The sequence below is a fragment of the Streptomyces sp. NPDC050619 genome (genome assembly GCF_040654815.1).
Classification (GTDB): Bacteria; Actinomycetota; Actinomycetes; order Streptomycetales; family Streptomycetaceae; genus Streptomyces.
Map to the genome: position 1 here is coordinate 100,527 of NZ_JBFAIR010000023.1, position 23,870 is coordinate 124,396.

A 23,870-nucleotide genomic window follows, 5' to 3' on the forward strand; every position below is an offset into this window, starting at 1 on the left:
GGGGGATGCGGTGACGAGGCGCAATGCGGAGGGGGCGGCCGGGGCCACGAGCGCCGCCGTGTTCGGCGAGGTGCTCAAGCACTTCCGGGAGGCCGCCCTGCTCACACAGGAGGGCCTGGCCAAGGAGATCCCCTGCGACCGATCGCATGTGGCCCGTGTCGAGGCGGGGACGCGCGTCCCGCAGGACACCTTCGCGAAGAAGTGCGACGAACTGCTCGGCACGAGTGGGGTGTTGGTTCGGTTGTGGGGGCGGATCGACTGGTATCCGGAGGTGCAGCATCCGGACTGGTTCGAGCGCAGGGCCGAGATGGACGCGCAGGCGGTGGCCCTGCGTGCGTATCAAGAGCAGGTTGTCCCGGGCCTGTTGCAGACACCGGACTACGCGCGTGCGCTGTTCTCCCAGGTTGCGAGCGGTGACGAGGTGGAGGAGCGCGTCCGGGCCCGGTTGAGTCGCCAGCCGCGCTTCCTGGCCGATGGCGGTCCGCTGTACGTCGCGATCCTGGACGAGAGTTGTCTGCGTAACGCGGTGGGGAGCCCCGAGGCCATGCGGGATCAGTGCGCGCATCTGCTGAGCGTCGGACAGCGCCCCAACATCCGTATCCAGGTGGTACCGACGGGCCTCTTCGGACTCGTCCGCCCCCGCAGCTCCATGTCGCTGATCGAACTGCCCGACGAGCGGTGGGTGTACTCGGAGTCGCTGGACGGCGGCCATTTCAACAACGATCCGGCCCTCTATGCACGTCATAGCCAGACCTATGATGTGTTCAGGGCGGACATCCCGTCAGCCCGCGAGTCCGCCGCTCTGATCAGCGACGCGATGGAAGGGTACGGGCAGCATGGACACGCACGAACTCGGCGCGGCGACCTGGGTGAAGAGCAGCTACAGCGGCAACAACGGCGGCGACTGCATCGAAATCGCCCCCGAATTCCGCAGCGTCGTCCCCGTCCGCGACAGTAAGAACCCAGGCGGCGCGGTCCTGCTCGTCAGTCACGCCGCCTGGTCCGTATTCACGTCAGCTCTGCGCTGACTGCACGCGCACGGAGGCACTTGTGGCAGCGCTGGAGCCGGACGATCCGCGCTCCGTCGGGGACTACCGGATACTGAGCCGGCTCGGCACGGGCGGTATGGGCCGGGTCTTCCTCGGCCGTTCTCCGGGCGGGCGGCTCGTCGCGGTCAAGGTGGTGCATCCCGAGCTGGTGCGCAGGCCCGAGTTCCGCTCCCGTTTCCGGCGGGAGGTGCAGGCGGCCCGGCTGGTCAGCGGGGCGTTCACCGCGCCCGTCGTCGACGCCGACCCGGACGCGCCCTTGCCGTGGCTGGTCACCAGCTACATCGCCGGGCCCTCGCTGGAGCAGGCGGTCGCCGAGCAGGGGCCGTTGGCGTCGGGGGTGGTGCTGGGCCTGGCCGCCGGGCTGGCCGAGGCGCTGGTGTCGATCCACGCCGTGCACCTCGTCCACCGTGACCTCAAGCCGTCCAACGTGCTGCTCGCGGAGGACGGGCCGCGCGTCATCGACTTCGGGATCGTCCGCAGCGTCGAGGCCGACTCGATCACCGGGACCGGGCATGTGGCGGGCTCGCCGGGATTCATGTCCCCCGAGCAGGTCAGCGGCGCCGAGATCACCCCGGCCACCGACGTCTTCTGCCTGGGCGCGGTCCTGGCCTTCGCGGCGACCGGCGAGAACCCCTTCGGCACGGGACCGACCCCGGCCCTCCTCTACCGGGTCGTGCACACCGAGCCCGAGGTCGACGGTGTATCAGAACCGTCCCTGCGTGCACTGATCTCCGCCTGCCTGGTCAAGGACCCGGCCCGCCGCCCCACCCCGCGCGAGATCCTCACCTGGACCGGCCCGGCCGGCGGCGACACTACGATCACCCTCTCGCGCACCGGGCAGTGGCCGAACGCCGCCGACCGCTACGTGGGGCACCAGCAGCACCCGCAGCCCCCGCACACCATGGCGCAGCCGGCGTACCCCGCCACCCAGGTGGAGGCCCCCCGAAGCCCTGAAGCCCCCGACCGCGGCAGCCGTCGTAGCCGCCGGGCATTCCTGCTCTCCGGTGCCGGCACGGTCGCCGCGATCGGAGCCGGTGCGGGCTTCTGGCTCAACCGGTCCGCGGCCGACGAGGGCGCTGACGCGGCCCCGACGGGCAACGGGACCAGCGCCTCGCCCTCCGCCACCCCCAACCCCGCGCAACCCATCGGCGTCTGGCCGCTCGAAGAGGCCTCCGGCGCGCTCGCCCGGGACACCGTCGGCGGCAACAACGGCACCGCCACCGACGTCCGTTGGCGGGCCGGGGACGGCGGGGCCGCCGAGTTCGACGGGACCGGCAGCCAGATCGTCACCGAGGGCCCGGCGGTGCGGACCGGAGCCGGCCGCAGCTTCACGGTCGCGGCCTGGGTCCGCCTCTCCACCGTGCCGGGCTACTTCGCCACCGCCGTCAGCCAGGAAGGCGACGGCGTCAGTGGCTTCTTCCTCCAGTACTCGAAGGACGAGAAGCGCTGGGCCTTTGCTCGCCCCGGCCTGCGCGCCGTGGGATACACGACTCCCGCGGTGGACACCTGGACACACCTGGTGGGCGTCTGCGACGGCCCGCACCGCAAGCTACGGCTGTACGTCAACGGCGTCCAGGAAGCGGAGACCGACGACACCAAGCCGACCCCCGCCCCCGGCGGCCTGATGATCGGCCGCGCGACCTTCAACGGTCAGGCCAGCGACTTCTTCCCCGGCGCCATCAAGGACGTACGGGTCTTCGACCGGGCCCTCACCTCAGCCCGGATCAAGACACTTCAGTAACCACCTGCCCTGAACCCTTCCGCCCCTTCCGGCGTCTCAGTACTGCTCGGCGTAGACCGAAAGGGACGGCCGAAAGGGACGGAGGGGACATGAAGAACCGCACATGGATCGGCGCGGGCGCGGCGACCACGGCCGTGGTGATGGCCGCGACCCTGTGGGTCGACGCGCTACAGACCGGGCACACGGACGGCGGCCTCAAGGACGACCCCGTCGCACCCGTCGCGCCTGCCGCATCCGCCCCCTCCGAATGCGTCGGCAAGCAGCCCGTCGGCAGCCTCCCCGGCCCCGGCCCCGAGGACGGCACCCCGGACGACACCCCGCTGTACCGGGTCCTGGACCACATCGACAAGCTCGCCGCCGGCCGTCACGCCGCCGTCTTCACCGGCCTGTCCGTCGACGAGGAGGACAACGCCGCTGACGTGTGGCGCATCCCGTCCGCCGCCTTCGACACCGCCGTCTGCGGCGCCGCCGAGAAGGGCGTGACCGTCCGGCTGCACGACACCGACGTCAACCGCGGGGTTCTCGACGCGCTCTCCGACCGGATCACCGACGACATGAACCGCTGGGACGGCACCTTCCAGGTGCGCGAAGTCGGCGTGGACGAGCGGGGGTTCGTTTCCGTGGGCGTCGACGACCCGGACAGGGCCCGGCCGGTCCTCAAGAAGGAGTTCGGCGAGCGGTACCTCAGGGTCGAGCACGTGGAACAGGCGCAACCTGCTCACGGCTGACCCACCGGACAGTCATCAGCGCGGCGCCCGCCGCAGCACCGCGTACAACCCGGCGCTCAGCGCGAACCCGACCAGGCATGTGATGTCCCCGAACGACGGCCACCGCTCCGGTACCCAGCCGACGTACTTCTCCTGGTTGGAGAAGAGCGGTACGGACACCACGATGCCGACCAACAGGGCGGTCATTCCCGGCCAGTTGGCGAAGGACGAGTCGCTGAGCCGGCGCGCCAGTACGTCGTCGGGTGTACGGGACTGGAGCCACCGTTCGACCAGGACGATCCCGAGCCACGGGCCCACCCAGTACGCGATGACCAGCAGGAACGCCTCGTAGGCGTGCCCCGCGTCCGCGAGGGACGCCCACGCCGCCGCCGTACCGGCGACACCGGCCAGCACGACGATCGCGCTGCGGCCGAGCCACGGCGGGAGCTTCAGGCCCAGCGAGGTGATCGACATGGCCGACGAGTACACGTTGATCGCGTTCGCGGAGACCGCGCCCAGGATGATGGCCAGCAGCACCAAGTTGCTGAGCCAGCCCGGGAGATGGCCGGTGAAGGCGGCCGTCGGGCTGGCGCCCTCGGGGGCGGCGATCGTCGCCGAGGCCGCGCCGATCACGGAGACGATCGCGACCGACACGAACAGGCCGACGGCCGGGTAGAGGGCGGTCTTGAAGCGGTTCGCCGTACGCGGGAGATAGCGGGAGTAGTCCGAGGCGCCCGGGTTCCAGCCGGCCGTGTACCCCCACGCCGCGCTGAACGCGAGCAGGAAGCCGCCGATGCCGCCGCCCGCGCCCGCACCGCCCAGGTCGGCGTCCTTGAAGGTCCAGACACCCGCGAGCAGGAACACCACGGTCAGCGCCGGGAAGGCGTACTTCTCGAAGGCGTGGACGAAGTTGTGGCCGATGAAGCCGATCACGATCTCGGCGGCCACCACCAGCAACAGGGAGGGGAGGGGACGCAGGTCCGTCAGTGTGTTGAGGGCGAAGGCCGCGCTCACACTGTTCACGGCGAACCAACCGACGCCCGCGACCAGCGCGTTGACCCCCGACGGCAGCAGATTGCCCCGGTAACCGAAGGAGAAGCGGCCGACCGCCATCTGCGGGACACCGAAGCGCGGCCCGTCCAGCGACAGGATCCCGTGGGTGAGCGACCCGAGCGCGGTGCCGAGCAGCAGTGCCGCCGTCGCCTGCCAGAAGTTCAGGCCGAAGAACAGCACCGAGATCACGCCGATGTAGACGGTCGCGAACTCGATGTTCGGGGAGGCCCAGGTCCACAGCAACTGGAGCGGACTGCCGTGCCGTTCGGCATCGGGAATCGGTTCCGAGCCCGCCGTCTCGACGGCGATGACCTTGTCACCGTACTCGGGGGCGGTGGCGCTGGCTGAGCCGGTGGGAGCAGTCGTCATGCGAGGTAAGTGTCCCGCCCGCGCGGGGCCCGGCCCAGGGACGCACTGTCCGCTTCGGGAGGCTTACCGGCGTACAACCTGTAGGTCACCTGTAGGTCAGTCGGCCTTGGGGTCCTCGCCGCCGTCCTTCTTGTCGTCCTTCTTGTCGTCCTTCTCGTTCTCCGTCTTGTCCTCGTCCTTGAGGGACTTGAGGAACTCGGGATTGTCGTCGGGCGCGACCCACTGCTGCCTGCCGCCCCGGTTCCACGGCGAACCGGCGGGGCCGCCCGCGCCACCGCCCGTGCCGGCCGGGTGGCGCTTCTTGCCCGCGATGATCCAGGAGATCGAGCCGGCGAGCGGGAACACCAGCACGACGATCGCCCACATCGCCTTGGGCATATAGCGAACGTCCTCGTCCTTCGTGCTGATGCAGTCGATGAACGCGTAAATGCTCAGCGCCAGCGGCACGAGGAACATCAGTACCCGGAGCATGGAGGCCTTCCAGTGGAACGGTCGTCGGGGCCACGAGCACGGGACCCCAGGTACCGGGCCAGGGTAGCGGCTCGGGGATACTTGACCGCATGGCTTACGACGATCTTCGTTCCCTGCTCAGGGCACTGGAACGCGAAGGTGACCTCAAGCGTGTCAAGGCGGAGGTCGACCCGTATCTGGAAGTCGGGGAGATCGTCGACCGGGTGCAGAAGTCCGGCGGTCCCGCGCTGCTCTTCGAGAACGTGCGCGGCTCCTCCATGCCGCTCGCGATGAACGTCTTCGGCACCGACCGCCGCCTGCTGAAGGCGCTCGGCCTCAAGTCGTACGGCGAGATCTCCGAGAAGATCGGCGGGCTGCTGCGTCCCGAGCTGCCGCACGGCTTCGTCGGTGTGCGCGAGGCCTTCGGGAAGCTCGGCGCGATGGCGCACGTACCGCCGAAGAAGGTGAAGGCCGACAGCGCCCCGGTGCAGGAGGTCGTCCTGCACGGGGACGACGTCGACCTCGACATGCTCCCCGCCCTCTTCACCTGGCCGAAGGACGGCGGCTCCTTCTTCAACCTGGGGCTCACGCACACCAAGGACCCGGAGAGCGGGATCCGCAACCTCGGCCTGTACCGCCTCCAGCGCCACGACAAGCGCACCATCGGCATGCACTGGCAGATCCACAAGGACAGCCGGAACCACTACCAGGTGGCGGCGCGGAAGGGGGAGCGGCTGCCGGTCGCGATCGCCTTCGGATGCCCGCCCGCCGTCACCTACGCCTCCACCGCCCCCCTCCCCGGCGACATCGACGAGTACCTCTTCGCCGGTTTCCTCGCGGGCAAGCGGATCGAGATGGTCGACTGCAAGACGGTCCCACTCCAGGTCCCAGCCCAGGCGGAGGTCGTGATCGAGGGCTGGCTGGAGCCCGGCGAGATGCTCCCGGAGGGCCCCTTCGGCGACCACACCGGCTTCTACACCCCGCAAGAGCCCTTCCCGGCGCTGACCATCGACTGCGTGACGATGCGGAAGCGGCCGTTGCTTCAGTCGATCGTCGTAGGGCGGCCTCCGACGGAGGACGGACCCCTCGGCCGTGCGACGGAGCGTTTCTTCCTCCCGCTCCTCAAGATCATCGTGCCGGACATCGTGGACTACCACCTGCCCGAGGCCGGGGGTTTCCATAACTGCGCGATCGTGTCGATCGACAAGAAGTACCCCAAGCACGCGCAGAAGGTGATGCACGCGGTGTGGGGGGCGCACATGATGTCCCTGACCAAGCTGATCGTGGTCGTCGACGCCGACTGCGACGTGCACGATCTGCACGAGGTCGCCTGGCGCGCGCTCGGCAACACGGACTACGCCCGCGACCTCTCGGTCGTGGAGGGCCCGGTCGACCACCTCGACCACGCCTCCTACCAGCAGTTCTGGGGCGGCAAGGCGGGGATCGACGCTACGCGGAAGTGGCCCGAGGAGGGTTATACGCGGGACGGGGGGTGGCCGGAGATGGTGGAATCCGACCCGGAGACGGCCGAACGGGTGACGCGGCGCTGGAAGGAGTACGGGCTGTGAAGTGCACGGACATGATGGGGCGCGGCAGGGCGGAGGCGGAATTTCCCCGCCCCCGCGGGGGTGACCCGGAGTACGGACTCTCGTGAGCAGCGCATCTGCGGCGCTCCCGCAGCCGGGACGCACCAAAGCCTTCCTGCGCCTGGTGATGATCGAGCACTCCGTCTTCGCCCTGCCCTTCGCCTACATCGCCGCCCTCACCGCGATGTTCCAGCGGGACGGCAACATCCACTGGGGCCGGCTGCTGCTGGTCACCATCTGCATGGTGGGTCTGCGGACCTTCGCGATGGCGGTCAACCGGATCATCGACCGGGAGATCGACGCCCGTAACCCCCGGACGGCGCACCGCGAGCTCGTGACCGGCGCGATGTCGGTCAAGCACGCCTGGACGGGTGCGCTGATCGCCCTGGTGATCTTCCTCGGCTCGGCGGCCCTGCTGAACCCCCTGTGCCTGGCCCTCGCGCCCATCGCGGTGATCCCGATGGTGGTGTACCCGTACGGGAAGCGGTTCACGAACTTCCCCCAGGCCATCCTCGGCCTCGCCCAGGCGATCGGCCCGATCGGCGGCTGGCTGGCGATCAGCGGTGAGTGGTCCTGGCACGCGGTGATCCTCGGTCTGGCCGTCGGCATCTGGATCGGCGGCTTCGACCTCATCTACGCCTGCCAGGACATCGAGACCGACCGCGAGATCGGCGTCATGTCGGTCCCGGCCCGCTTCGGCATCCCGGTGGCGATCTGGGGGGCGCGGGTCTGTCACGCGATCACGACGGGGTTGTTCGTCTGGTACGCGCTCGTCACCGACGCCGACGCCTTCTTCTGGTTCGGGCTGCTGATCGTCGCGGGGGCGTTCGTGTACGAGCACAGCATCGTGCGCCCGCATGACCTGTCCCGGCTGAACAGGGCGTTCTTCAGCGTCAACGGGTTCATCGGCATCGTGCTGTTCGTGTGTGCGCTGCTGGATCTGCTCGTTCGGGGGCTGACCGTCTGAGGGCGGGTGCGTGTCCGGCCTGTCCCGCCGACCCCTAAGTGCCCCACCCGTCCTGAGTGTGCGCCGACTCGCCGGTAGGCTCAGGGTGTGAACGCAGGGGAAACGCAGCGCACGCCTTGGATCGTGGGGGTGTCAGGGGCATCCGGTACGCCGTACGCGGCTTCCGTGCTGCGTGCGCTTCTGGCGGCGGGGGAGAGTGTCGACCTGATCGTCAGCAGGGCGTCCCGGCTCACCTTGCTGGACGAGACCGGCATCTCCTTCCGGGACGCGCACTGGCGGGACGACCTGCGGGAATGGCTGTCCAGGGGGGCCGACGGGAAGCCCGGTGTCTTCCGTGCGGACGTCATCGGCGTACGGCACTGGGCCGCCGGTGACCTCGCCGCGGGGCCGTCCTCGGGGTCGTATCCCGCGAAGGGGATGCTGATCGTGCCGGCTTCCACCGCCTGTGTCGCCGGAGTCGCGCTCGGGCTGTCGAAGGATCTGTTGCAGCGGGCGGCGAGCGTGACCCTCAAGGAGGGCCGCAAGCTGGTCGTGGCCGTGCGGGAGACCCCGCTGAACGGGCAGACGCTGCGCCATCTGGTGACACTGGACGACGCGGGCGCCACCGTCGTACCCGCCTCGCCCGCCTTCTACGCGGGGGCGACGCACATCCAGGACCTGGTGGACTTCGTCGCCGGGCGGGTCCTCGACGCGGCGGGCGTCGAGCACAGGCTGTACCGCCGCTGGCAGGGCGAACTCGGCGGCGGCTCCCCGGCCACTTGAGCACTTGAGCACTTCAGGACCTCAGGACCTCAGGACCGCAGGACCACTTCAGAACTTCAGGAACTCTTCAGACCTCTTCAGCGGAAGGCTTCGATCGCATGGACGCGGTGGACAGGCAGCTCATCCAGGCCCTGAGGGAGAACGGCCGGGCCTCCTACGCGGAGCTGGGACGCCTCGTCGGCCTGTCGGGACCCAGCGTCACCGACCGCATCAACCGGCTGGAGGCGGCCGGTGTCATCACCGGCTACCGCGCCACCGTCGACTCCGCCTCCCTCGGCCTCGGTGTCATCGCCCTGATCGGCATCTCGCTGTCCGACGCCGCCGACCACGAGGACGTGGCCCGCCGGCTGAAGGACCTGAGCGAGATCGAGGACTGCTGGTTCATCGCGGGCGACGACTCGTTCATGCTCAAGGTGCGGGCGACCAACGTGGACGGCCTGGAGAAGATCATCCGGCGGCTCAGCGGGACCAAGGGCGTGTCCCGGACCCGTACCACCATCGTGCTGTCCACCAAGTGGGAGAACCGGGTCGGAGAACTGCCCGAAGAGGCATAGACGTACGGTGGGGAAGTCGTCGGAGAAAGGTGCGGTTATGGACGTCGGACTCAAGCGCGAGCTGGAGGAGAAGGTCAGGGCCGGTGAGCGGCTGAGCCGAGCGGACGGCATCGCGCTGTACGAGTCGGACGACCTGGCCTGGCTCGGGGGGCTCGCGCACGAGGTGCGGACGCGGAAGAACGGCGACGTCGTCCACTTCAACGTCAACCGCCACCTCAACATGACCAACGTGTGCACGGCGTCCTGCGCCTACTGCTCCTTCCAGCGCAAGCCGGGCGAGAAGGACGCGTACACGATGCGCATCGAGGAGGCGGTGAAGCTCGCCAAGGCGATGGAGGGCGACAACCTCACCGAGCTGCACATCGTCAACGGGCTGCACCCCAACCTGCCGTGGCGCTACTACCCGCGCTCCCTGCGGGAGTTGAAGGCCGCCCTGCCGAGCGTGTCCCTGAAGGCCTTCACCGCCACGGAGATCCACCACTTCGAGACGATCTCGGGGCTGTCCGCCTCGGAGATCCTCGACGAGCTGATCGACGCGGGGCTTGAGTCCCTCACCGGCGGCGGCGCCGAGATCTTCGACTGGGAGGTCCGGCAGCACATCGTCGACCACCGCACCCACTGGGAAGACTGGTCCCGCATCCACCGGCTGGCCCACGCGAAGGGTCTCAAGACCCCCTGCACCATGCTCTACGGCCACATCGAGGAGCCCCGCCACCGCGTCGACCACGTCCTTCGCCTCCGCGAGCTCCAGGACGAGACCGGCGGCTTCCAGGTCTTCATCCCGCTGCGCTACCAGCACGACTTCGTGGACCTGAAGGACGGCAAGGTACGCAACCGCCTCCAGGCCCGCACCCAGATGGCGACCGGCGCCGAGGCCCTGAAGACCTTCGCCGTCTCCCGCCTCCTCTTCGACAACGTCCCGCACGTCAAGGTCTTCTGGGTCATGCACGGCGTCCAGACCGCCCAGCTGGCCCTCCAGCACGGCGCCGACGACATGGACGGCTCGGTCGTCGAGTACAAGATCACCCACGACGCCGACAACTACGGCACCCCGAACAAACTGACCCGCGAGGACCTACTGGACCTCATCCGCGACGCCGGCTTCCGCCCGGTCGAGCGCAACACCCGCTACGAGATCATCCGGGAGTACGACGGCCCGGACGCGGGGCGACGAGAGTCCCCGCAGCCGATGCGCGTGTGATTTCAGCGGACGGGAGTGTCCCGACCTCAAGGGGCGCGGGGAACTGCGCGATCAACCCCCACGGCCCCGCAGACGACATGAGTCCGAGCCCCCACGGCGGGTACTCGACCTCCATGGTGACCACCCGAGCGCCTGAGGACGCCTACACAGCAGAACCCTTCGTCCCGGAAGAGGCCCACAGCCTCCCCACCCTGCGCCGGGCGGCAGCCCAATGCAAAGGCTGCCCCCTCCACCAGAACGCCACCCAAACCGTATTCGGCGCCGGAAACAAAGACGCCCGCGTCATGCTCATCGGCGAGCAACCCGGCGACCAGGAGGACCGTCAAGGCAAACCCTTCGTCGGCCCAGCAGGCCACCTCCTGGACCGAGCCCTGGAAGAAGCCGGCCTGAACCCAGCGGACGCGTACGTCACCAACGCCGTCAAGCACTTCAAGTTCACCCAGGCCGAGCCGCGCAAGCGCCGTATCCACAAGCAGCCCACCCTGCGCGAGATGACCGCGTGCGGGCCGTGGCTCGCGGCCGAGCTGGCGATCGTGGAGCCCGAGCTGATCGTGATCCTGGGGGCCACGGCCGGCAAGGCGCTGCTCGGGTCGTCGTTCCGGGTCACGCAGGTGCGCGGCACGGTGCTGGAGGAGGAGATCCACGGGCGGCGGGAGCGGCTCGTGCCGACCGTGCACCCGTCGTCGGTGCTGCGGGCGCAGGACGACAAGGACCGGAAGGCGGCGTACCGGGGGCTGGTCTCGGATCTGGAGGTGGCGGCACACGCGCTGTCGTAATGGTTACGATTCTGCGGTGTCCCTTACTTTTACTCTCGATCCCGCCGTCACGCCGACCCTGCGTGACGGCATCCTCGACCTGTGGACGGACGTCTCCGATGCCGGAGGCGCCGTCGGTTTCGTGCCCCCGGTGACGCGTGAGGCGGTCCGGCCGGAGCTGGTGAAGCACTTCGCGACGATGGCGGAGGGGCGGATGCGGCTGCTCGTCGCGCACGACGAGGCGGGTGCGGTGGCCGCGACCGCGTTCTTCGGCTTCAACACGCACCGGCTGAAGACGCACTGGGCGTGGCTCTACACGGTGATGCTGCACCCGCGCCACCAGGGCAAGGGATACGGCCGTGACCTGATGGCGGCCGTCACCGACGCCGCCCGCACCTTCGAGGGCATCGAGGCGATCCAGCTCACCTGCCGGGGCGGGCTCGGCCTGGAGCGGTTCTACGGCTCCTGCGGTTTCAAGGAGGTCGGCCGGATCCCCGGCGCGATACGCGTCGCGCCGGGCGACGACCGGGACGACATCTACATGCTGCTGCCCTTGCACTGAGCCGGGGGCGGTACACCCCCCTGCAAGATCAGGTCCCGCCCGTGCTTCACTGGACGGGATTGTTCAAACCGGCAAACCGTCCGATACGGAAGAGTGGATTGAGATGCTCCGCTACACGCTGATGCGCCTCGGGATCTTCGTGGGCTGCCTCGTGGTCGTCTGGGGCCTCGTCTACTCCGGTGTCGCTCCGCGCGGTGTCGGCGGCTCCAACGGTATGTGGATCGTCCTGCTCTCCCTGGTCGTCTCGGCCCCGATCAGCTTCGTGGTGCTGCGCAAGGAGCGGGACCGGGCGTCGATTCAGGTCGTGGAGAAGGTCGACCGGGTCAAGGCCAACCTGGACGCCAACCGCAGCCAGGAGGACGTGGCCGACGACGCGTCCCGGACGCAGGGCCAGACTCCGCAGACTTCGTAGGTTTCGCGGGGGCGTTGCTCGCGGCCGTGCCCAATTACTCTGTGCGCATGGGTGCCGTGAAGAGCAAGCGGATGCCGCGTGCCGTGCGTGAACAGCAGATGCTGGACGCCGCCGTGCGGACCTTCGGGCAGCGCGGATACATGGCCGCGTCGATGGACGAGATCGCCGAACTGGCGGGCGTCTCCAAGCCGTTGGTGTATCTGTACCTGAACTCGAAGGAAGACCTCTTCACCGCCTGCATCCGCCGCGAGGCGACCGCGCTCACCGCGGCGATCCGGGCCGGCGTGCACCCCGAGCTGCCCGCCGACCGCCAACTCTGGGAAGGCCTGCGGGCGTTCTTCACGCACACCGCGCGGAATCCGGACGGCTGGTCCGTCCTGCACCTTCAAGCCCGCACCCACGGCGAGACGTTCGCCGCCGAGGTCACCGCGATGCGCGAGGAGATCGTCGCGTTCGTGACCCAGCTGATCGTCGTCGCCGCGCGGGAGGCCCACCGCGACCCCGACCTGCCCGAGCGGGAGGTGGCCGGCCTCGCCGAGGCCCTGTTCGGCGCCGCCGAGTCGCTCGCCGCCTGGGCCAACGTCACCCCCGGCGTCTCCGCCAAGCAGGCGGCGGCGACGCTGATGAACTTCGCGTGGGCGGGACTGGGCGACCTGATGGAGGGCCGCCCGTGGTCACCCCCCGAGGTGTCTCACGAGGTGAGCGGGTAAACACTCCCGGCCATATGCGTCCGGCCGTCCCCGCCGCGCAGTTCGAACCGTCCGCCCTGCGCCGCGTAGGTCACCGTGCCCGGCAGCAGCACGGGAGCCCGGAAGTCGGCCCGCACCGTGGCGGCCCGTGGCGTGCCGTGCGCGGCCAGGGAGCGGGCGAGGGTCCACATGCCGTGCGCGATGGCCCGGGGGAAGCCGAAGAGGCGGGCGGTGAGCGGATGCAGGTGGATGGGGTTGCGGTCACCGGAGGTCGCGGCGTACCGCCGTCCGACGTCCCCGGCGAGCCGCCACTCGGCAACGACGGGCAGCGGCCCCCGAGCCACCGGCTCAGACGGTTCGGAGGGCATACGGCCGCTGACGCGATGCCGGGCCAAATACCTGCTCCTCGACTCCCACACCACCTCCCCGCCCGTCACCCGCACCTCGGTGACCACAACGGCCTCCGTCCCCCGCCGGTGCGGCGCCAACTCGCCGACGTACACGGTGAGCTCGTACTCCCCAGTGGCCGCCAGCGACCGCCGCTGCGTGATCTCGACCGAGGTGTGGACGAGTCCGAGCAGCGGCAGCGGGAAGTCCCGGCCGCTCATCAGGCTGATGGCCAGGGGGAAGCCGAGGACGTGTGGATAGGTCACCGGTAACGCGTCGTCCCCGGTCGCGAATCCGCACACCCGCTCGTACGCCGCCAGCCGCGCCAGGTCGATGCGCACGCCGGGCAGGACGAGCCGGGTGCGGGGGAAGTCCGCGTCCGGGCGGGGCCGCTTGAAGGGGGAGAGCAGGGCGCCGCGGGCGAGGAGCGGGGCAAGGGCGGGGGAGTCGGTGAAGCTCAGATAGCGGTCGGCCATGTCCAACTCTCCACGTGCGTACTTAGCTTACCGTGGAGTAAGGTTACCGTAGGTAATCCTGTGTGACGGTGATCTCGGCAAGGGGCCGAACCTCCCTCACGTAACCTCCGAGGTTGCACACCCCCGGCTCCGTACCGCCCCCGAACCCGCACGAACCTTCCACGTGGGCACCGTACGATCGCCGCCTAACTCGCGGTAACCCATGGGCCGCGTGGGGTTTGCCCCATTCGGCCCTGCTCAGCCGCACACCGCCGGTGAACGTCCCGGTACGTACCGCACGTACCACATGCAGCTGTTCGGAACCGAGCTGCACGCCCCAGGAGCTGATCATGTCCCTCTCCTATTCGTCAGGTCACGACTACGACGGTGCCCCCGTGCTCGTGGAACCGGAGATCCGGCGGTTGGACGGAGAGGTCCGCGAGGTGTCGGTACCGCCGCTCGCGCCGCCTTCGGCGCACGGCTCCCTCGCCGACCTGCCCTTCGACAACGCGGAGGCGGCTCCCGGCGCCCGGGTCCTCAGCCGCCGTACGGAGGACGGGGACTGGGTCCATGTGACCGCGAATCAGTTCGCCGACCAGGTGCTGGCGCTGGCGAAGGGCCTGATCGCGGAGGGGCTGGTGCCGGGCGACCGGATCGCGATCATGGCGCGGACGACGTACGAGTGGACGCTCCTCGACTTCGCCGCCTGGGCCGCCGGCCTGGTCACCGTCCCGATCTACCCCACGTCCTCCGTCTTCCAGACCCGGTGGATCCTCCAGGACTCGGGCGCGGTGGCCCTGGTGACGGAAGAGGTCGGCCAGGCCTCCGCCCTCGGCCCGGAACTCAGCCGCCTGCCCGACCTGCGCCACATGTGGATCATCGAGAAGGGTCATGTGGAGCGCCTGGCGGAGCTCGGCGAGACGGTGGCCGACCAGGAGGTCTCCGTACGGCGCGGGATGCTGGTCCCCGACACGCTCGCCACCGTCGTCTACACCTCCGGCACGACCGGCCGGCCCAAGGGCTGCGTGCTGACGCACGGCAACTTCCTCGCCGAGGTCGACAACGCGGTCGAACTCCTCTACCCCGTCTTCAAGTCGAAGGCGGACGACCCCGCCACCCTCCTCTTCCTCCCCATGTCGCACGTCTTCGGCCGCATGGTGGCGGTCGCCTGCGTCCGCGCGCGGGTACGGCTGGGCCACGCGCCGAGCCTGAAGGCGGAGGACCTGGTGGCGGACCTGAGCAGCTTCAAGCCGACCTTCCTGCTGTGCATCCCGTACATGCTGGAGAAGGTCTACAACAACGCGCGCGCCAAGGCGGAGAGCGGCGGCCGGGCCACGGCCTTCGACCGCGCGGCCAACGTGGCCCGCCGCTACGCCGAGGCGGTGGAGGCCCGCAACGCCGGCACCGGCTCCGGCCCGAACGCCACCCTGAAGGCGTCCCGCACTTTCTACGACTCCCTCGTCTACCGCCGTATCCGCAACGCCATGGGCGGCAGGATCCGCCACATCATCTGCGGCGGCTCCCCCCTCGGCCGCCGCCTCGCCGCCTTCTACGCCGGCGCGGGCATGGAGATCTACGAGGGCTACGGCCTGACCGAGTCGACCGGCGCGGCCACGGTCACGCCCCCGCTCAAATCGCGCCTGGGCACGGTCGGCTGGCCGATGCCCGGCACCAAGGTCCGGATCGCGGGGGACGGCGAGATCCTGCTGAGCGGCGGCCAGGTCTTCCGCGGCTACTGGGACCCGAACGGCGGCGGAGTGATCCCGGCCTCCGCCGACGACTGGTTCGCCACGGGCGACATCGGCCGCCTGGACGACGACGGCTACCTGACGATCACCGGCCGGAAGAAGGAGATCCTCATCACGGCAGGCGGCAAGAACGTGGCCCCCGCGCCCCTGGAGAACTGGCTCCGCTCCCATCCCCTGATCTCCCAGTGCATGGTCCTGGGCGAATCCCGCCCCTACATCTCCGCCCTGATCACCCTGGACATGGACGGCGTCACCCACTGGCGCCGGATGAACGGCAAGCACGCCGTCCCGGCGGAACTCCTGGTGAACGACGAGGAGTTGAGAGCGATCATCCAGCGCGCGGTCGACGAGGCCAACAAGCTGGTCTCCCGTCCGGAGTCGATCCGCCGCTTCACCATCCTCCCGGTGGACTTCTCCGAACGGGCCGGCCACGTGACCCCGACGATGAAACTGCGCCGCGAGGTGGTCATGCGGGACTTCGCCGCGGAGGTGGAGGGGCTGTACGAGCGGTGATCAACGCTGATCTCAAGATCGTCATCATGACCGCCGCCCCCGGCAGCCCGGACGTGCCTCGCTCCAACAGCCGCTGTCCGCAAGGCTCTTGACTTCACAAGACCCCCGCGCAACATTTCCCGTCCCCTCACCTCTTTCCTTCGTTGCCGGCGGGCTGGAGTGGCCATGACCACGAGCACGGACCCTGCGAGACGAAGCACCGGACTTCCTGGACGCCCTTCCCGAAGGCACCTGCTCGCAGGCGCCGCCGGTGCCGGCCTCGCGGTCGCGGCCGGGGTGCAGCAGGGGGCCCGTGCGGCCGACCTGCCTGTCCTCGGTACGTACGACGTCGTCGTCATCGGCTCCGGCGCGGCCGGGATGATCGCCGCGCTCGCCGCCGCCAAGCGGGGGCTGAGCTGTGTCGTCGTCGAGAAGGCCGCCACCTTCGGGGGATCGGCCGCCCGCTCCGGTGCCGGGATCTGGATTCCCAACAACCCGGTGATCCTCGCCGCCGGGGTTCGCGACACTCCCGCCAAGGCCGCCGCCTACCTGGCCGCCGTGGTCGGGGCGGACGTCCCGGCGGACCGGCAGCGTGCCTTCCTCGGTCACGGGCCCGCGATGATCTCCTTCGTCATGGCCAACAGCCCGCTGCGCTTCCGCTGGATGGAGGGCTACAGCGACTACTACCCGGAGCTCCCCGGCGGCCTCCCGAACGGCCGCTCCATCGAGCCCGCCCAGCTCGACGGCAACCTCCTCGGCGCCGAACTCGCCCGCCTCAACCCGCCGTATCTCCCCGTCCCGGCCGGCATGGTGGTCTTCAGCGCCGACTACAAATGGCTCGCCCTGACCGCCGTGAGCGCGAAGGGCGTCGCCGTCGCCGCCGAGTGCCTGGCCCGGGGCACGAAGGCCGCCGCGCTCGGGCAGAAGCCGCTCACCATGGGGCAGTCGCTCGCGGCGGGGCTGCGTCTCGGGCTGAGGGCCGCCGGGGTGCCGGTCTGGCTCGACACCCCGCTCACCGAGCTGTACGTCGAGGGCGGGAAGGCAGCCGGCGCCGTGGTCACCCGGGGCGGCACCCCGGGGCTCGTGCGCGCCCGGCGCGGGGTCGTCGTCGGCTCCGGCGGGTTCGAGCACAACGCGGCGATGCGCGCGCGGTACCAGCGGCAGCCGATCGGCACCGAGTGGACCGTCGGCGCGAAGGAGAACACCGGGGACGGAATCCGGGCGGGGCAGCGGCTGGGTGCCGACCTCGCCCTGATGGACGACGCCTGGTGGGGGCCGGCCATCCCGCTCCCCGGCGAACCGTACTTCTGCCTCGCCGAACGCACCCTTCCCGGCGGCCTGCTGGTCAACGCGGCGGGGCGCCGGTTCGTCAACGAGGCCGGCCCCTACAGCGATGTCGTCCACACCATGTACGAGCGGAACCCGACCGATCCCGCCATCCCGGCCTGGCTCATCACCGACCAGAACTACCGCAACCGCTACCTCTTCAAGGACGTGGCGCCGACCTTCCCGTTCCCGGACGACTGGTACACCTCCGGCGCGGCACACAAGGCCTGGACCCTGGACGCCCTGGCAGCCGCCATCGGCGTCCCCGCAGCCGCCCTCCGCGCCACTGTCGACCGCTTCAACTCCCTTGCCCGGCAAGGCGACGACACCGACTTCGGGCGCGGCGACAGCGCCTACGACCACTACTACACGGACCCCGCCGTCCTCCCCGACTCCTGCCTCGCGCCCCTGTGGCTGCCCCCGTACCACGCCTTCCGCATCGTCCCCGGCGACCTCGGCACCAAGGGCGGCCTGCGCACCGACGCCCGCGCCCGCGTGCTGCGCCCCGACGGCTCGGTCATCCCCGGCCTGTACGCCGCCGGGAACGCCAGCGCCGCCGTGATGGGCCACAGCTACGCGGGCGCGGGCTCGACGATCGGTCCGGCGATGACCTTCGGGTACATCGCGGCACTGGACCTCGCCGGAGCGCTCTAGGCGGGGGCCTCCGGCGGCTTCCGCGCGATCAGGAAGGCGTGCGGAGTCGACTCCCCGAGCGCCTCGACCGGCTCGCGTACCGTCCGGGAAACGAGGGTGAATCCCGCCGTCGTCAGCAGCTCGGCGATGTCGTCCGGCTGCCGGCGCTGGAAGTCGAGCGACACCTGGTGGCCGAAGGGCCGGTCGTGGTGCCGGGGCTCGTCGCCGGCCTGGAAGGCGACGACGAGGTGGCCGCCCGGCGCCAGCACCCGGCGGAACTCGGCGAAGAGGTCGGGGAGCCGGTCCACAGGAGTGTGGATGGACGAGTACCAGGACATGGCGCCGGCCAGTGCGCCGTCCGCGAGGTCCAGGTCCAGCATCGAGCCCTGCTGGAAGCGCAGCCCCGGGTTCTCACGGCGGGCGATGGCGAGCATGGACTCCGAGAGGTCGAGCCCGAAGACGGACAGCCCCAAGGAAGCGAGGTAGCCAGTCACCCGCCCCGGCCCGCAGCCCAGGTCGGCCACCGCACCGCCCTCGCCCACCAACTCGGCGAACCCGTCCAGCACCGCCTGGTCCTGCGGTGAGGCGACGAGCTTGCCGTGGAACATGGCGGCGTAGTCCTCGGCGATGGCGTCGTAGAAGGTCCGGGTGGCGGTCAGGAAATCGGCCTGGGGCGGGAGGCCGGTGGCGGTCTCGGGCGACGAGTCGGTTTCGGTTTCGGGCGGGGAGTTGGTCTCGGTCATGGCCGGGGACCTTATCGGCCCGCACTGACAATCAGCCTGAGCTTCAGCCTCCGCGTCCTCAGGCGACTCCCGCCGCCCGCAACCCCGCCGCCGCCCCCAGCACCACCACCAGCCCGCCCGGTGCGCGGCGGGACATCTACCACCTGCGGGCCGAGCCGGACGCGGCCCGCAGGTCACAGCCGCACATTCCGGGCACGGTGGAGCATCTGATCGTGAGCACGGGGAAGGTGAAGGCGGGGCCACCGGAAAGGCAGGAGCCCCGCTGCCTTGCGGCGCGGGGCTCCTTGGGTGGTGCTATCTGTTCCGGATCAAAGCATCAGGCTCATGGAGCCGGAGGCCTGGACCGAAGACCGAACTCCGAGATCGAACTCCGAGGACGAGACTCAGACGGGGGTGACGTTCTCCGCCTGCGGGCCCTTCGGGCCCTGGGTCACGTCGAAGGAGACCTGCTGGTTCTCCTCCAGCGAGCGGAAGCCGCTCGCGTTGATCGCGGAGTAGTGGACGAAGACATCGGGGCCGCCGCCTTCTTGGGCAATGAAACCAAAGCCCTTTTCGGCGTTGAACCACTTCACGGTTCCGGTAGCCATAAGCCCTCCTTGGGCCCAAAGGGTTGCCCTGCTCCAGAACCCTGCAAGTGTGAAAACAAGATGCCGCACAACTGCATACGTCTGAAAACGACTAGAGCCCGCGGTTACATGCTCCGCAGGCTCTGTACTGCAAGGGAAACCAAACTGCAACTTGCGGCGAGCCTAGCACGCAGGCAGCCGAAAGCAATAGAGGTCAAGATCACGTCACCCGAACGTTTGAAGGTGCGGCGAGAAGGTTGACGGTGGGGGCGGCGTCGGGGGCGTAGCTCAGGGGTCTAGTCTCGCGATGTGGACAATTCTCGCATCCGGCCGCGCGTCGGCCACATCCAGTTCCTCAACTGCCTGCCCCTCTACTGGGGGCTCGCGAGAACCGGCACACTCCTCGACTTCGAGCTGACCAAGGACACCCCGGAGAAGCTCAGCGAGCAGCTGGTGCGGGGAGACCTCGACATCGCGCCCATCACCCTCGTCGAGTTCCTCAAGAACGCGGACGACCTGGTCGCCTTCCCCGACATCGCGGTCGGCTGCGACGGCCCGGTGATGTCCTGCGTGATCGTCTCGCAGGTCCCGCTGGACCGGCTGGACGGCGCCCGGGTCGCCCTCGGCTCGACCTCGCGCACCTCCGTCCGCCTCGCCCAGCTGCTGCTGGCCGAACGCTACGGCGTACAGCCGGACTACTACACCTGCCCGCCCGACCTCAGCCTGATGATGCAGGAGGCCGAGGCCGCCGTACTCATCGGCGACGCGGCACTGCGGGCGAACCTGGTCGACGGGCCGCGGTTCGGACTGGAGGTGTACGACCTCGGCACGCTCTGGAAGGAGTGGACGGGCCTGCCCTTCGTCTTCGCGGTCTGGGCCGCCCGCCGCGACTACCTGGAGCGCGAGCCGGTCATCACCCGCCAGGTCCACGAGGCCTTCCTCGCCTCCCGCAACCTCTCCCTGGAGGAGGTCGGCAAGGTCGCCGAGCAGGCGGCCCGCTGGGAGGCCTTCGACGAGCAGGTCCTGGAGCGGTACTTCACGACCCTCGACTTCCGCTTCGGCGGCCCGCAGCTGGAGGCGGTCGCCGAGTTCGCCCGCCGGGTGGGGCCGACGACGGGCTTCCCGGCGGACGTGAAGGTGGATCTGCTTCAGCCGTGAGCCTCATGGCCGTAAGCCTGAGGAGCGCGGCGCATTACGCTGCTGCCCAGTGGTACGACGGTAAGTGGTACGACGGCACGGGGTACGGGGGACGGGGGACGCCATGCAGCCGCTCGGAGTCGACGAGCCGACCGTCGTGGGGCCCTACCGGCTGCTCGGCCGGCTCGGTTCCGGTGGCATGGGCCGGGTCTACCTCGGCCGCAGCGCCGGCGGCCGCACGGTCGCGGTGAAGATCGTGCACCCGCACTTCGCGCTGGACGAGGAGTTCCGCGCCCGCTTCCGGCGCGAGGTCGTGGCCGCGCGCCGGGTCGGCGGCGCCTGGACGGCGCCCGTCCTGGACGCGGATCCGGAGGCGGCGGTGCCCTGGGTGGCCACGGCCTACGCGGCGGGACCGCCACTGTCGGCCGCCGTCGCGGACGCGGACACGTACGGCGGTCCCTTGCCGGCCCATACGGTACGAGCGCTGGGGGCCGGCCTCGCGGAAGCGCTGGCGGCGGTGCACGCACTGGGCCTGGTGCACCGGGACGTGAAGCCGTCGAACGTGCTGCTCACCCTCGACGGGCCGCTGCTGATCGACTTCGGGATCGCCCGTGCCTCGGACGGTACGGCGTCCCTCACCGCCACCGGCGTCTCGGTCGGCTCGCCCGGCTACATGTCGCCCGAGCAGATCCTCGGCAAGGGCGCGAGCGGAGCGGCCGACGTCTTCTCGCTGGGCGCGGTGCTGGCGTACGCGGCGACCGGCCGACCGCCGTTCCCCGGCGACTCCTCGGCCGCCCTGCTCTACAAGGTCGTCCACGAACAACCCGAACTCGGCTCCCTGGACGGCGACCTGCGCTCGCTGGTGGAGGCGTGCCTGGCCAAGGAGCCGAGCGTGCGGCCCACACCCGGCGAGGTGGCCCGGCGGCTCGCTCCCGAGGGGGCGGCCCGGCTGGTCGCGGGCGGGTGGCTGCCGGGGGCGCTGGTGGAGCGGGTCAGCCGGAGTGCCGTACAGCTGCTGAATCTCGAGGCAGGGGAGACGGCTTCGGGGCCGGTGCGGTTCAGTAGTCCTTCTGTGGGGGAGTTCGGGCCGCCGCCGGTGATGGGTGGGGCACCGGTTGTTGTTCCCGAGCCCCGTGATGCGCACCCCCCACAGGACACTGCGCCGTCCTCCGCGCCCTCCGCGTTCCCCGATCGCCGTCCCGGCAAGGTCTCCGTGTCCGTGTCGGCGACCGCTGAGCCGCCGGCCGGTGGGCGGGGGCGTCGGCTGAGCTGCACGGTGGCCCTCGCGGTCGCGGGGGCGATGGCCGCGGTGACCGTGGGATCCGTGCTCGTGTTCGACCTGATGCCGAGACAGAGCGACGACGGCGGGAGCAGCGATTCCGACACCGGTGCCGCCTCCACTCCGGGGCCGAGTGACACGAGCAGCGCGGGCACGGCCGGGCCGGGCGCCGTACCCGCCGCCTACCTCGGCACCTGGGAAGGTCAGGCCATCGCGCTCGACGGCACGCTGCCCCTGGGCACGTTCCGGCTGACCGTGCACCGGGCGGGCGTGGGCGAGGAGTTGGGCAGGATGCGGCAGACGGATCTGGGCGGGGGCTTCTGCGACGACGTACTGACGCTGAAGCGGGTGACGAAGAAGCAGGTCATCGCGACCGCCGTCGGAGCCAAGTCGAACCGGGACGTGTGCAACCCGGCCGCCCACACGGTCCGCCTCACGCCGGTCGGCGACGACCTCGACTACGCGTCGGACAGCGAGGATTCGGGGCGGCCAAGGGCCCGCCTGTCGAAGGCCGAGTGACTGGCCGAGTGACTGGTCGAGTGACTTCAGCCCCGTCGATCCCGCTCGCCCCAGCCGTCACTACTGTGTCCCCGTCACTACTGTGTCCCAGATATCGACGCACGCGTGCTGACGGGGAAGGCCGACCATGGAGACACTTCAGCCGGACGAGCCCCGTCAGTTGGGCAGCTATCGGCTGCTGCGCAGACTCGGTGCGGGCGGCATGGGCCGTGTCTACCTCGCGCGTTCGCCGGGCGGCCGTACCGTCGCGGTGAAGGTCGTCCGGCCGGACCTCGCGGCGGACGACGACTTCCGTGGCCGCTTCCGGCACGAGGTCGAGATCGCCCGGGCCGTCTCCGGCCGCTACACCGCCCCCGTCGTGGACGCCGACCCGGACGCTCCCCTGCCGTGGCTGGCGACGTCGTACGTGCTCGGCCCGGACCTCACGGACGTGGTGGCCGCGCACGGCGCGCTGCCGGAACGGACGGTCCGCGCCCTGGCCGCGGGGCTCGCCGCCGCCCTCCAGGAGATCCACGCCGCCGGTCTGATCCACCGCGACCTCAAGCCCTCCAACGTCCTGCTGGCCGCCGACGGTCCGCGCGTGATCGACTTCGGCATCGCGCGGGCGGTGGACGGAAGTCGTATGACACAGACGGGAGTCGTGGTCGGCTCGCCCGGTTACCTGCCGCCGGAGCAGGCGCTGGGCCAGGACGTCGGGCCGGCGGGCGACATCTTCTCCCTCGGCGCGGTACTCGCCTTCGCGGCGACGGGCCGGGGCGTCTGGGGCGACGGCCCCGTCTCGCACGCGGCGCTGCTCTACAAGGTCGTCCACGGCGAACCCGACCTCACCGGCGTACCGCAGTCCCTGCTCGGCCTCGTCCGCGCCTGCCTGCAGAAGGACCCGGCCGCGCGCCCCGCCCCCACGGAGATCGCTACGGCGCTGGCGCCCGGAGGCGTGGAGGGCGTACTGACCGACTGGCTGCCGTCAGCGGTGTCGTCGACGATCGCCACCCACGGGGCACGGATCCTGGACCTCGAGGCGCCGGGAGAGAGCGCTCCACAGGGAGGGCCTCCGGCGGCTTCGGGAACGGCTGCCTTCGGGGCGGCGCCGGTGATGCCGGGTGGGGGGTTGTCGGGGGCGGGTGGGTATGGGACTCCGGCGGGGGGTACGTCCGCGCCGGGGCATCATGGCACCGGCGCCTCGGCATCCGGCTCGGGGACTCCGCCGGGCGGTACACCGACGGCGGGCTCCGGGTATGGCACGTCCGCGCCGGGGTACGGCAGCGGCGCCTCGGCTCCCGGCTCCGGGCACGGAACTCCGCGGGGCGGTACGCCGACGGCGGGCTCTGGGTATGGCACGTCCGCGCCGGGGTACGGCAGCGGCGCCTCGGCATCCGGCTCCGGGCACGGAACTCCGCGGGGCGGTACGCCGACGGCGGGCTCTGGGTATGGCACGCCCGAGCCGGGGTACGGCAGCGGCGCCTCGGCTCCCGGCTCCGGGCACGGAACTCCGCAGGGCGGCACGCCGACGGCGGGCTCCGGGTACGGGACGTCCGCGCCGGAGTATGGCACCGGCGCCTCGGCACCTGGCTCCGGGCATGGAACTCCGCAGGGCGGTACGTCGGCTCCTGGCTCCGGGTACGGGACTCCGGCGGGCGGTACGTCGGCTCCTGGCTCCGGGTACGGGACTCCGGCGGGCGGTACGTCGGCTCCTGGCTCCGGGTACGGGACTCCGGCGGGCGGTACGTC

General features: G+C 70.5%; 23 protein-coding genes and 1 pseudogene. 19 read left to right on the forward strand and 5 right to left on the reverse strand.

Annotated elements, in window-relative coordinates; all coding sequences use genetic code 11:
* Nucleotides 1-10: 10 nt before the first annotated feature.
* The 4 genes from AB0I77_RS32635 to AB0I77_RS32650 all read left to right on the forward strand — a co-directional run bounded on the left by AB0I77_RS32635 (nt 11) and on the right by AB0I77_RS32650 (nt 3,518).
* Nucleotides 11-958 carry a helix-turn-helix transcriptional regulator gene (locus AB0I77_RS32635; protein WP_363286328.1) on the forward strand — a complete coding sequence of 316 codons (948 nt, stop codon included), beginning with the start codon at nt 11-13 and terminating at the stop codon, nt 956-958.
* The gene (locus AB0I77_RS32640; protein ID WP_363286413.1) at nt 915-1,028 is read left to right on the forward strand and encodes a DUF397 domain-containing protein; all 114 of its coding nucleotides are present in this window, start codon (nt 915-917) and stop codon (nt 1,026-1,028) included. The genes AB0I77_RS32635 and AB0I77_RS32640 overlap by 44 nt, the downstream gene beginning before the upstream one ends.
* A gap of 22 nt (nt 1,029-1,050) precedes the next feature.
* On the forward strand, nt 1,051-2,790 hold the full coding sequence (locus AB0I77_RS32645; protein WP_363286329.1) for a LamG-like jellyroll fold domain-containing protein: 1,740 nt from the start codon (nt 1,051-1,053) through the stop codon (nt 2,788-2,790).
* Nucleotides 2,791-2,879: 89 nt separating this feature from the next.
* Nucleotides 2,880-3,518, forward strand: a complete 639-nt coding sequence (locus tag AB0I77_RS32650; RefSeq protein ID WP_363286330.1) for a hypothetical protein — start codon at nt 2,880-2,882, stop codon at nt 3,516-3,518.
* A gap of 15 nt (nt 3,519-3,533) precedes the next feature.
* Here the strand turns inward: AB0I77_RS32650 and AB0I77_RS32655 are convergent, their stop codons facing one another.
* The gene (locus AB0I77_RS32655; protein ID WP_363286331.1) at nt 3,534-4,919 is read right to left on the reverse strand and encodes a cytosine permease; all 1,386 of its coding nucleotides are present in this window, start codon (nt 4,917-4,919) and stop codon (nt 3,534-3,536) included.
* A gap of 96 nt (nt 4,920-5,015) precedes the next feature.
* On the reverse strand, nt 5,016-5,390 hold the full coding sequence (locus AB0I77_RS32660; protein ID WP_363286332.1) for a PLD nuclease N-terminal domain-containing protein: 375 nt from the start codon (nt 5,388-5,390) through the stop codon (nt 5,016-5,018).
* A gap of 89 nt (nt 5,391-5,479) precedes the next feature.
* On the opposite strand from AB0I77_RS32660, the gene AB0I77_RS32665 reads away from it, so the two are divergent.
* The 9 genes from AB0I77_RS32665 (at nt 5,480) to AB0I77_RS32705 (ending at nt 12,878) form a co-directional block, all read left to right on the forward strand.
* Nucleotides 5,480-6,937: a menaquinone biosynthesis decarboxylase gene (locus AB0I77_RS32665; RefSeq protein WP_363286333.1), complete on the forward strand. Its 1,458-nt coding sequence runs from the start codon at nt 5,480-5,482 to the stop codon at nt 6,935-6,937.
* Between the two features lie 82 nt (nt 6,938-7,019).
* Nucleotides 7,020-7,922: a menaquinone biosynthesis prenyltransferase MqnP gene (gene mqnP, locus AB0I77_RS32670; protein WP_363286334.1), complete on the forward strand. Its 903-nt coding sequence runs from the start codon at nt 7,020-7,022 to the stop codon at nt 7,920-7,922.
* An 87-nt stretch (nt 7,923-8,009) separates the two neighbouring features.
* Nucleotides 8,010-8,684, forward strand: coding sequence for a UbiX family flavin prenyltransferase (locus AB0I77_RS32675; RefSeq protein WP_363286335.1), 675 nt, complete (start codon nt 8,010-8,012; stop codon nt 8,682-8,684).
* Nucleotides 8,685-8,782: 98 nt separating this feature from the next.
* Entirely contained in the window at nt 8,783-9,238 is a 456-nt protein-coding gene (locus tag AB0I77_RS32680; protein WP_363286336.1) for an Lrp/AsnC family transcriptional regulator, read from the forward strand.
* A gap of 37 nt (nt 9,239-9,275) precedes the next feature.
* Nucleotides 9,276-10,439 (forward strand): aminofutalosine synthase MqnE, encoded by a 1,164-nt coding sequence (gene mqnE / locus AB0I77_RS32685; protein ID WP_363286337.1) that lies wholly within the window; start codon nt 9,276-9,278, stop codon nt 10,437-10,439.
* Nucleotides 10,440-10,552: 113 nt separating this feature from the next.
* The gene (locus tag AB0I77_RS32690; RefSeq protein ID WP_363286338.1) at nt 10,553-11,215 is read left to right on the forward strand and encodes a UdgX family uracil-DNA binding protein; all 663 of its coding nucleotides are present in this window, start codon (nt 10,553-10,555) and stop codon (nt 11,213-11,215) included.
* A 16-nt stretch (nt 11,216-11,231) separates the two neighbouring features.
* Complete coding sequence (locus AB0I77_RS32695; RefSeq protein WP_363286339.1) at nt 11,232-11,756, forward strand: GNAT family N-acetyltransferase; 525 nt, start codon at nt 11,232-11,234, stop codon at nt 11,754-11,756.
* A 103-nt stretch (nt 11,757-11,859) separates the two neighbouring features.
* Nucleotides 11,860-12,168, forward strand: a complete 309-nt coding sequence (locus tag AB0I77_RS32700) for a DUF4229 domain-containing protein (protein ID WP_363286340.1) — start codon at nt 11,860-11,862, stop codon at nt 12,166-12,168.
* A gap of 47 nt (nt 12,169-12,215) precedes the next feature.
* Complete coding sequence (locus AB0I77_RS32705) at nt 12,216-12,878, forward strand: TetR/AcrR family transcriptional regulator (protein WP_363286341.1); 663 nt, start codon at nt 12,216-12,218, stop codon at nt 12,876-12,878.
* On the opposite strand, the gene AB0I77_RS32710 is transcribed toward AB0I77_RS32705, so the two are convergent.
* On the reverse strand, nt 12,860-13,720 hold the full coding sequence (locus AB0I77_RS32710) for a MaoC/PaaZ C-terminal domain-containing protein (RefSeq protein WP_363286342.1): 861 nt from the start codon (nt 13,718-13,720) through the stop codon (nt 12,860-12,862). The two genes, AB0I77_RS32705 and AB0I77_RS32710, sit on opposite strands and share 19 nt — an antisense overlap.
* Before the next feature lie 329 nt (nt 13,721-14,049).
* On the opposite strand from AB0I77_RS32710, the gene AB0I77_RS32715 reads away from it, so the two are divergent.
* Both AB0I77_RS32715 and kstD read left to right on the forward strand, forming a co-directional pair.
* Nucleotides 14,050-15,960, forward strand: coding sequence for an AMP-dependent synthetase/ligase (locus AB0I77_RS32715; protein ID WP_363286343.1), 1,911 nt, complete (start codon nt 14,050-14,052; stop codon nt 15,958-15,960).
* Nucleotides 15,961-16,125: 165 nt separating this feature from the next.
* A complete protein-coding gene (gene kstD, locus AB0I77_RS32720) occupies nt 16,126-17,919 on the forward strand; it encodes a 3-oxosteroid 1-dehydrogenase (RefSeq protein WP_363286344.1) in 1,794 nt (597 codons plus the stop codon).
* Here the strand turns inward: kstD and AB0I77_RS32725 are convergent.
* Nucleotides 17,916-18,506, reverse strand: coding sequence for a class I SAM-dependent methyltransferase (locus AB0I77_RS32725; RefSeq protein ID WP_363286414.1), 591 nt, complete (start codon nt 18,504-18,506; stop codon nt 17,916-17,918). The genes kstD and AB0I77_RS32725 overlap by 4 nt on opposite strands.
* 239 nt (nt 18,507-18,745) lie before the next feature.
* Between AB0I77_RS32725 and AB0I77_RS32730 the strand changes: the two are divergent.
* Nucleotides 18,746-18,883 (forward strand): annotated as a pseudogene (locus AB0I77_RS32730) (DNA-binding protein); the annotation flags it as partial.
* Nucleotides 18,884-19,024: 141 nt separating this feature from the next.
* Here the strand turns inward: AB0I77_RS32730 and AB0I77_RS32735 are convergent.
* Complete coding sequence (locus tag AB0I77_RS32735) at nt 19,025-19,228, reverse strand: cold-shock protein (RefSeq protein ID WP_003992177.1); 204 nt, start codon at nt 19,226-19,228, stop codon at nt 19,025-19,027.
* 288 nt (nt 19,229-19,516) lie between these two features.
* Here AB0I77_RS32735 and AB0I77_RS32740 point away from each other — a divergent pair, with 288 nt between their 5' ends.
* The 3 genes from AB0I77_RS32740 to AB0I77_RS32750 all read left to right on the forward strand — a co-directional run.
* Nucleotides 19,517-20,365 (forward strand): menaquinone biosynthesis protein, encoded by an 849-nt coding sequence (locus tag AB0I77_RS32740; RefSeq protein WP_363286345.1) that lies wholly within the window; start codon nt 19,517-19,519, stop codon nt 20,363-20,365.
* Between the two features lie 103 nt (nt 20,366-20,468).
* Nucleotides 20,469-22,142, forward strand: a complete 1,674-nt coding sequence (locus AB0I77_RS32745) for a serine/threonine-protein kinase (protein ID WP_363286347.1) — start codon at nt 20,469-20,471, stop codon at nt 22,140-22,142.
* Between the two features lie 127 nt (nt 22,143-22,269).
* A partial coding sequence (locus tag AB0I77_RS32750) for a protein kinase (protein WP_363286348.1) occupies nt 22,270-23,870 on the forward strand: 1,601 nt, incomplete at its 3' end.

Bases quoted from the DNA above. Each gene is read 5' to 3' on its own strand.
- AB0I77_RS32650 (WP_363286330.1), top strand. From the start codon at position 2,880: ATGAAGAACCGCACATGGATCGGCGCGGGCGCGGCGACCACGGCCGTG.
- AB0I77_RS32655 (WP_363286331.1), bottom strand. From the start codon at position 4,919: ATGACGACTGCTCCCACCGGCTCAGCCAGCGCCACCGCCCCCGAGTAC.
- AB0I77_RS32660 (WP_363286332.1), bottom strand. From the start codon at position 5,390: ATGCTCCGGGTACTGATGTTCCTCGTGCCGCTGGCGCTGAGCATTTAC.
- AB0I77_RS32665 (WP_363286333.1), top strand. From the start codon at position 5,480: ATGGCTTACGACGATCTTCGTTCCCTGCTCAGGGCACTGGAACGCGAA.
- AB0I77_RS32680 (WP_363286336.1), top strand. From the start codon at position 8,783: ATGGACGCGGTGGACAGGCAGCTCATCCAGGCCCTGAGGGAGAACGGC.
- mqnE (WP_363286337.1), top strand. From the start codon at position 9,276: ATGGACGTCGGACTCAAGCGCGAGCTGGAGGAGAAGGTCAGGGCCGGT.
- AB0I77_RS32690 (WP_363286338.1), top strand. From the start codon at position 10,553: ATGGTGACCACCCGAGCGCCTGAGGACGCCTACACAGCAGAACCCTTC.
- AB0I77_RS32700 (WP_363286340.1), top strand. From the start codon at position 11,860: ATGCTCCGCTACACGCTGATGCGCCTCGGGATCTTCGTGGGCTGCCTC.
- AB0I77_RS32705 (WP_363286341.1), top strand. From the start codon at position 12,216: ATGGGTGCCGTGAAGAGCAAGCGGATGCCGCGTGCCGTGCGTGAACAG.
- AB0I77_RS32710 (WP_363286342.1), bottom strand. From the start codon at position 13,720: ATGGCCGACCGCTATCTGAGCTTCACCGACTCCCCCGCCCTTGCCCCG.
- AB0I77_RS32715 (WP_363286343.1), top strand. From the start codon at position 14,050: ATGTCCCTCTCCTATTCGTCAGGTCACGACTACGACGGTGCCCCCGTG.
- kstD (WP_363286344.1), top strand. From the start codon at position 16,126: ATGACCACGAGCACGGACCCTGCGAGACGAAGCACCGGACTTCCTGGA.
- AB0I77_RS32725 (WP_363286414.1), bottom strand. From the start codon at position 18,506: ATGTTCCACGGCAAGCTCGTCGCCTCACCGCAGGACCAGGCGGTGCTG.
- AB0I77_RS32735 (WP_003992177.1), bottom strand. From the start codon at position 19,228: ATGGCTACCGGAACCGTGAAGTGGTTCAACGCCGAAAAGGGCTTTGGT.
- AB0I77_RS32745 (WP_363286347.1), top strand. From the start codon at position 20,469: ATGCAGCCGCTCGGAGTCGACGAGCCGACCGTCGTGGGGCCCTACCGG.